The sequence below is a fragment of the Methylibium sp. T29 genome (assembly GCF_000576205.1).
Lineage (GTDB): Bacteria > Pseudomonadota > Gammaproteobacteria > Burkholderiales > Burkholderiaceae_C > Methylibium > Methylibium petroleiphilum.
In genome coordinates, this window is the sequence record NZ_AZND01000189.1 from 1 (window position 1) to 6,530 (window position 6,530).

Sequence of the window (6,530 nt, forward strand, 5' to 3'; positions counted from 1 at the left end):
GCCGGCCGCGCAGCGGCCGGCGCACCGCCATGCGCCCGATGCGGGCCAGGCCCGGCGCCTCCTGCGCCAGACGGCCGGTTGCCAGCGGGAAGCCCAGGCGGTTGCAGGCCACCGCATGCAGCGCGGTGGCATCGGAGGCGTCCCACTCCATCGCGGCCGGGATGCGCTGCTCGTCGATGAAGACCTCGGTGCGGATCGAACGCGCCGCCTCGCCCAGCGTGGACCAGTCCCCGGTGCGGACCTCGAGCATGGACTGGCCGGCCTCGAAGCCTTCCAACACCTCGCGCAGCGCCGGCGGCACCGGCCGGCTGGTCTGCGTGGCCGGGTCGGCGAACACGTAGACCAGCTCGCCGCTGACCAGCAGGTCGTTGCCGCGCATCACCGCGCCGTGGAACAGCAGCGATGAGGTGCGGATGCGGGTGCAGCGGATGCCGATGTCGAGCACGTCGTCGTAGCGCGCCGAGCCCTGGTAGTCCAGCGTCGCCTTGCGCACATACAGGTCGCCGCCGAAGTGCTGCATCGACTCGGCGTAAGGCAGGGCCAGCGCACGCCAGTAGTCGGCCAGCGCGGTGTCGAAGTACATCAGATAGTGGCCGTTGAACACGATCTGCTGCATGTCCACCTCGGCCCAGCGCACCCGCAGGGCGTGCAGGTGGCGGAAATCGCTGCGTTGGAGCGTCATGGCGAGAAGGCCTCCCTCAGTGCCTGGGCCGCCGCGGCGTGCGCCTGGCGCGCCTCCGGCACCGCGCGGCCCATCTTGATGAAATCGTGGACCACGCCGCGCCACAGCTCCAGCTGCACCGGCACGCCCGCGGCGCGCAGCACGTCGCCGTAGGCCACGCCCTCGTCGACCAGCGGATCGCATTCGGCCAGGCCGATCCAGGCGGGCGCGACACCGCCGTGGTCGGGTGCGAGCAGCGGGGCGAAGCGCCAGTCTTCGCGGTGCTCGGTCGCGATGTAGTGGCCGAAGAACCAGTCGATCAGCGGCCGCGCCAGCAGCACGCCCTCGGCAAAGCGGCGGTGCGAGTCGCTGTCCTGCCGGGCGGCGGTGCCCGGGTAGAACAGCAGCTGCAGCGCCAGCGGCAGAGCGGCATCGCGCGCCATCAGTGCGCACACCGCGGACAGGGTGCCGCCGGCACTGTCACCGCCGACCGCGAGGCGCGTGGCATCGAGCCCCAGCCTCGCCCCGCCCTCGCGCGCCAGCCACTGCAGCGCGTCCCAGGCATCGTCGACCGCGGCCGGAAAGCGGTGCTCCGGCGCAAGCCGGTAGTCCAGCGACAGCACGGCCGCGCCACCCTGCAGCGCGAGCTGCCGGCACAGGCTGTCATGGGTGTCCAGGCTACCGATCGTGAAGCCGCCGCCGTGCAGGTAGAGCAGCACCGGCAGGCGCGCGCCGCTCGGTGCATACAGGCGCGCCGGCAGAAGGTGGCCGTCGCGGGCCGGGACGAGCAGGTCCTCGACGCGCGCCAGCGCCACCCGCGGCAGATCCAGGATCTCGGCACCGAGCCGGTAGGCCTCGCGCGCGGCGTCGACGCTCATCGTGTGCAGCGGTGGCCGGCCGGCGCGGCGCATGCGGTCGAGCACGTCGCGCATCGTCGGGGTCAGTCCGTGCTGGGGCGGCTGGAAGGCGGCGGACGGCATCGGCCGCGAGCATACTGGCAGCCGCCGTTTCCGGCTCGAACCGCGCGCCCCGAGGCACTCCAGCATGGCCAGCATCTTCTACATCACCCAGGTCCAGTTCGATTTCGGCGCGGTGCGCGAGCTTGCTGCCGAGTGCGCACGTGTCGGCATCTGCCGTCCGCTCGTGATCACCGACGCCGGGGTGCGTGCCGCCGGCGTGCTGCAGAAGGCGCTCGACGCGATGAAGGACCTGCCCGTCGCGGTGTTCGACGGCACCCCGTCCAATCCCACCGAGGCGGCCGTGCGCGCGGCCCGCGAGGCCTGGGACGCGCACCGCGCCGACGGGCTGGTGGCCGTGGGCGGCGGCTCGAGCATCGACCTGGCCAAGGGGCTGGCGATCCTGGCCACCCACCCCGGCGAGCTGAAGACCTACGCCACCATCGAAGGCGGCTCGCCGAAGATCACCGCGGCGGCAGCCCCACTGATCGCCGTGCCGACCACCGCCGGCACCGGCAGCGAGGTGGCGCGCGGCGCGATCGTGATCGTCGACGACCACCGCAAGCTCGGCTTCCATTCCTGGCACCTGGTGCCCAAGGCAGCGATCTGCGACCCGGAGTTGACGCTCGGCCTGCCGTCCGGCCTCACCGCCGCCACGGGCATGGACGCGGTGGCGCACTGCATGGAGACCTTCATGTCGGCGGCCTTCAATCCTCCAGCCGACGGCATCGCGCTCGACGGCCTGGCGCGAGCCTGGGCCCACATCGAGCGCGCCACCCGCAACGGCGGCGACCGTGAGGCGCGGCGCCAGATGATGAGCGCGTCGATGCAGGGCGCGATGGCCTTCCAGAAGGGGCTGGGCTGCGTGCACTCGCTGTCGCACAGCCTCGGCGGCATCGACCCGCGGCTGCACCACGGCACCCTCAATGCGATGTTCCTGCCGGCCGTCGTGCGCTTCAACGCCGACGCCGACAGCGTGCGCGGCGAGCGACGCCTCGAACGCATGGCCCAGGCGATGGGCCTGCCCTCGGCCGGCGACCTGCCGGCCGCGCTCGTCGATATGAACGCCCGGCTCGGCCTGCCGACCGGCCTGGCCGCGATGGGGGTGGATGCGGCATGGCACGAGCGCGCCGTCACCGGCGCCCTGCTCGACCACTGCCACAAGACCAATCCGCGGCTCGCGAGCGCCGACGATTACCGGGACATGCTGGCCGCCTCGATGTGAGGCTCGGGCGCGCCGGTTGCGGCGGCCGAAGCCACGACCGGCGCCGCCGCCTCGCCGACGCGGTAGTAGCCGCGGTAGTAGGGCCTCGGGTAGGGCCGGTCGTAGCCCGGCCCGTAGATAGGCCGTTGCACCGGCACGACCGGCACCACATAACAGCCGCCCAGCAGGGCCGGGATCAGCAGCACGCCGAACCGGGCCCGGCGCCACAGGGAAAGGGAGTTGGGCATGAAGGGTCTCCGCAGCGGCCCGGGTGTCGGGCCCACCCCTTCTCAACGCCGTGCCGGACGGGGCGTTGATTGCTGCCAGGTAAAGACGACCGACGGGAGCGGTCCCGGGCGCTGCTCAGTCGATCGCGGTGCCGCCGTGCTCGAACGCGAAGCGCGGGCGCAGCAGGCCATCGACCATCAGCGATTCCGTGAACATCGTGAACGGCCGCACCCACAGGCCGTGGTCGCCGTACAGCGGGCGGTAGAGCACCAGCGGCTCGCGCGTCTCGCTGTGCCGCACGACGCCGAGCACCTCGTAGCGCGCGCCCTTGTAGTGGACGTAGGTGCCGAGCGCGATCTCGGGCAGCGGGGACAGCGGATCGTCGAGGGCCATGCCGCGATTGTCGCGCGCCGCGCGGCTGGGCTCAGAGCGGCTCGACCGTCAACCGCGGCCCGGCCGCCACCGCCACAGCCAGGTCGTCGGCCAGCCGCTCGCTCTCGGCCACCGCTCGACGCCACACCGCCATGCGGCCGGCCAGGTCGGTGGCGTAACGCTTGAAGTCGCTGCGGTCGGGCAGCTTGCCGTGCGGCAGCGTGCGCACCCAGGCCGGGTCGGGCGCCAGCACCACCACGTTGTCGAGGAAAGGCGTGGCGTGGTGGCGGTGCTTCAGGGACTTGTCGAGCCAGCCAGGCACCACCGCCTTCTGGAAATGCGGGTACAGCACCAGGCCGGGTGCGGCGCCGCGGTTGATCGAGGGGTAGTTCCAGTGCAGGTGGTAGTCGGTGATGCCACCATCCCAGTAGGCTCCGGGCGGTGCGCCGGGGATGTCGTGCACCGCCTTCAGCGCGAACGGGATCGAGCACGACGCCAGCAGGGCCGGGCGGAAATTCTCCGCCGTCAGTCGCACCTGCCGGTGGCGCAGGTCGCTCAGGTCGACGGGTAGCGTCTCGCCCGGCGAGGAGAACACCACGCGCTCCAGCCAGGCGCCGAGTGTGCGGCGGCTGAGCGCGTTGCTCAGCAGCGCGCCGGCATAGCCGAGCGGCGTGCGCACGCGGCCCTCGCGTCCGAGCACGTGGCGGCCTCGCGAGGTGACGATGTGCAGGCGGTAGCGCCGATGGGCCAGCAGCGCCTCGACCTGTCCGTCGAAGAAGGCGCGCAGCTCCTGCTCGAAGCCGCGGCTGACCTGGGCCGCGTTCGGCAGCGTGCGGCCGGGGTCGAGTTCGTAGGTCTGCGCGATGTAGTCCTCGGTCAGTCGCGCGAAGCCGGCCCGCGGATCGGCCAGCGCGGCCGTCGCCATGCGCCACGCACCGATCGACGCCCCGGCGAGGTGGACCGTGTGCGTGCTGCCGGCCAGCCACTGCCCGAACAGGTAGCGGTCCATCGGCCCCAGCACCAGCCCTTCGGACCGCCGGCGGCACCGGCGACCACCCGCACGTCCTGCGGCCGCAGGCCGTGTTCGGCCAGGTGGGCGCGGGCGCTGCGGCCGGCGTAGATGCGCAACGCGGGGGTGGTCATCGGCCGATGCTAACGGGCTGCGGGCGGCGTCGCCGCCATGCGTAGGCGGCGGCCTACAGACGCAGTCGGTGGCCGCCGATGGCCGGCGCCGGCGCGTGCCACGAACATGCGTTCACACCCTCATTGTTCCGGGGGCTGCAAACCGAGCCAGTCCGCGCAACAATCGTGCTGCATTGCACCAATCGATCGATTCCCTCCACGATCCCGTGAACGCCGCCGCCCTCTCCCAGCCCCTGATGGGTCGTACCCGTTCACGCTCGGCGCGATCGCTGATCTGGGGCTGTGCCGCTGCGGGGGCCTTGATGGGTGCGAAGGCCCAGGCGGCCTTCGACCTGAACGGGCTGACCGAGCGCGCCCGGGCGCTCGCTGCCGCGCCCTACCGCGAACCGCCGCCCTCCGCGAACCCTCGCCTCGCGGCACTGAGCTACGACGACTACCGCGCCATCCGTTTCCAGCCGCGTGCGGCGTGGTGGCGTGATGCCGGCCTGCCCTTCGAGTTGCAGTTCTTCCATGTCGGCGGCATCCACACCCGCCCCGTGCGCGTGAACGAACTGGTAGATGGCCGAGAAGTGCCGCTGAACGTGCCTGCCGGCGCCTTCGACTATGGCCCGGCCGCAGCCGCCATGGCTGGCCAGGCGCAGGCCGAGCTGGCCGGTTTTCGCGTCCACCACGCCCTGAACCGACCGGGCTACAAGGACGAGTTCGTCGTCTTCCTGGGCGCCAGCTACCTGCGCGCCGTGGGTGCCGGCCAGCACTACGGCAGTTCGGCGCGCGGCATCGCCGTCGACACCGTCGGAGGTGCCGGTGAGGAGTTCCCGGTCTTCGAGGCGTTCTGGATCGAGCGGCCGGCGCGCGGCGCGCAGACGCTCACGCTGTACGCGCTGCTCAACGGCCCACGCGTCACCGGCGCCTACCGCTTCGAGCTGCGACCGGGCCGCGTGACCGAGGTGGCGGTGCAGGCCCGCCTGTTCCTGCGCGGCGCGGTCAGCACGCTCGGGATCGCCCCGCTCACCAGCATGTACTTCGGCGGCGAGAACCATCCGCAGCCGCTGCAGGCCGTGGGCGATTTCCGGCCCGAGGTGCACGACGCCGACGGCCTGTCGATCGAGAGCGAAGACGGCGAGTGGCTCTGGCGCCCGCTGCTGAACCCGGAGCGTCCCTTCACGACCAGCTTTGCGATGCAGGGCCTGCGCGGCTTCGGCCTGATGCAGCGCGACCGCGCATTCTCCAGTTACGAAGACACCGAGGCCCGCTACGAACAGCGGCCCAGCGTGTGGGTGCGCCCCGAGGGCGACTGGGGCGCCGGACGCGTCGAGCTGATGCAGTTCCACTCGCCCGACGAGACCAACGACAACGTGGTGGCGTACTGGGTACCGGCGCGCCTGCCGGCCGCCGGCGAGCCGCTGTCCCTGCGCTACACCCTGCTCTGGCAGGGCGCAGCCCCACAGGGGCCTCTGCGCCTGGGCCGGGTACTGCAGTCCCGCCGCGGTCGGGGACTGGAAGCCCCGCAGCCCGGCGAGTTGCAGTTCCACATCGACTATGCCGGCGGTCCGCTCGACACGCCGTCGGCCACCGTCCCGCCTCAGCCGTTTGTCACATCGAGTGACAACGCACGCGTCTTGCTAGCGAACGTCTACCGCAACCCGGCCACCAAGGATGGCGACTGAACCTGAAGGTCCAGCGCCTCGATGCCAAGCAGCCTGTCGAGCTGCGCGCTCACTTGAAGGACGGTGCCAACGTGCTCACCGAAACATGGACCTACGCCCTGCCCCCGGAATGAACGCCACCGTCACCCCCGCCCCCTTGCGCCCCACGCCGGCGCGCACCGAAACAGCGCCCCCGGTCCGCCGAGGCAGCATGACCCCGGTGCCCTGGACGGGCGTGCCGGCCGGCTGGGCCGACTGTTCAGTGCCCGGGGCGATCGCAAGACACAGCCGGCGCCGGCCTGGCTCGCCGCGGCGACGGC

The 6,530-nt window shown here is 72.2% G+C and carries 6 protein-coding genes and 1 pseudogene; 2 read left to right on the forward strand and 5 right to left on the reverse strand.

Translation table 11 applies throughout. The annotated features are described in order from the left end of the window. Both x551_RS16895 and x551_RS16900 read right to left on the reverse strand, forming a co-directional pair. Positions 1 to 682: thioesterase family protein (locus x551_RS16895; RefSeq protein WP_036249675.1), on the reverse strand; the 682-nt coding region annotated here is incomplete at its 3' end. Then, entirely contained in the window at positions 679 to 1,593 is a 915-nt protein-coding gene (locus x551_RS16900; protein WP_253950405.1) for an alpha/beta hydrolase, read from the reverse strand. The genes x551_RS16895 and x551_RS16900, both read right to left, overlap by 4 nt. 112 nt (positions 1,594 to 1,705) lie before the next feature. Between x551_RS16900 and x551_RS16905 the strand changes: the two genes are divergently transcribed. Next, the gene (locus x551_RS16905) at positions 1,706 to 2,842 is read left to right on the forward strand and encodes an iron-containing alcohol dehydrogenase (RefSeq protein WP_036235329.1); all 1,137 of its coding nucleotides are present in this window, start codon (positions 1,706 to 1,708) and stop codon (positions 2,840 to 2,842) included. Here x551_RS16905 and x551_RS16910 read toward each other — a convergent pair. The 3 genes and pseudogenes from x551_RS16910 to x551_RS16920 all read right to left on the reverse strand — a co-directional run bounded on the left by x551_RS16910 (position 2,812) and on the right by x551_RS16920 (position 4,564). Continuing rightward, on the reverse strand, positions 2,812 to 3,069 hold the full coding sequence (locus x551_RS16910; RefSeq protein ID WP_036235327.1) for a hypothetical protein: 258 nt from the start codon (positions 3,067 to 3,069) through the stop codon (positions 2,812 to 2,814). The genes x551_RS16905 and x551_RS16910 overlap by 31 nt on opposite strands. A gap of 115 nt (positions 3,070 to 3,184) precedes the next feature. Beyond that, complete coding sequence (locus x551_RS16915) at positions 3,185 to 3,442, reverse strand: DUF1653 domain-containing protein (protein ID WP_036249678.1); 258 nt, start codon at positions 3,440 to 3,442, stop codon at positions 3,185 to 3,187. A 31-nt stretch (positions 3,443 to 3,473) separates the two neighbouring features. Continuing rightward, positions 3,474 to 4,564 (reverse strand): annotated as a pseudogene (locus tag x551_RS16920) (patatin-like phospholipase family protein). Positions 4,565 to 4,866: 302 nt separating this feature from the next. Here x551_RS16920 and x551_RS16925 point away from each other — a divergent pair. Beyond that, the gene (locus x551_RS16925) at positions 4,867 to 6,231 is read left to right on the forward strand and encodes a glucan biosynthesis protein G (protein WP_231497784.1); all 1,365 of its coding nucleotides are present in this window, start codon (positions 4,867 to 4,869) and stop codon (positions 6,229 to 6,231) included. Positions 6,232 to 6,530 lie beyond the last annotated feature (299 nt).

Excerpts from the sequence above, each read along its gene's own strand:
- x551_RS16900 (WP_253950405.1), bottom strand. The coding sequence starts at position 1,593 with ATGCGCGACGTGCTCGACCGCATGCGCCGCGCCGGCCGGCCACCGCTG.
- x551_RS16905 (WP_036235329.1), top strand. The coding sequence starts at position 1,706 with ATGGCCAGCATCTTCTACATCACCCAGGTCCAGTTCGATTTCGGCGCG.
- x551_RS16910 (WP_036235327.1), bottom strand. The coding sequence starts at position 3,069 with ATGCCCAACTCCCTTTCCCTGTGGCGCCGGGCCCGGTTCGGCGTGCTG.
- x551_RS16915 (WP_036249678.1), bottom strand. The coding sequence starts at position 3,442 with ATGGCCCTCGACGATCCGCTGTCCCCGCTGCCCGAGATCGCGCTCGGC.
- x551_RS16925 (WP_231497784.1), top strand. The coding sequence starts at position 4,867 with ATGGGTGCGAAGGCCCAGGCGGCCTTCGACCTGAACGGGCTGACCGAG.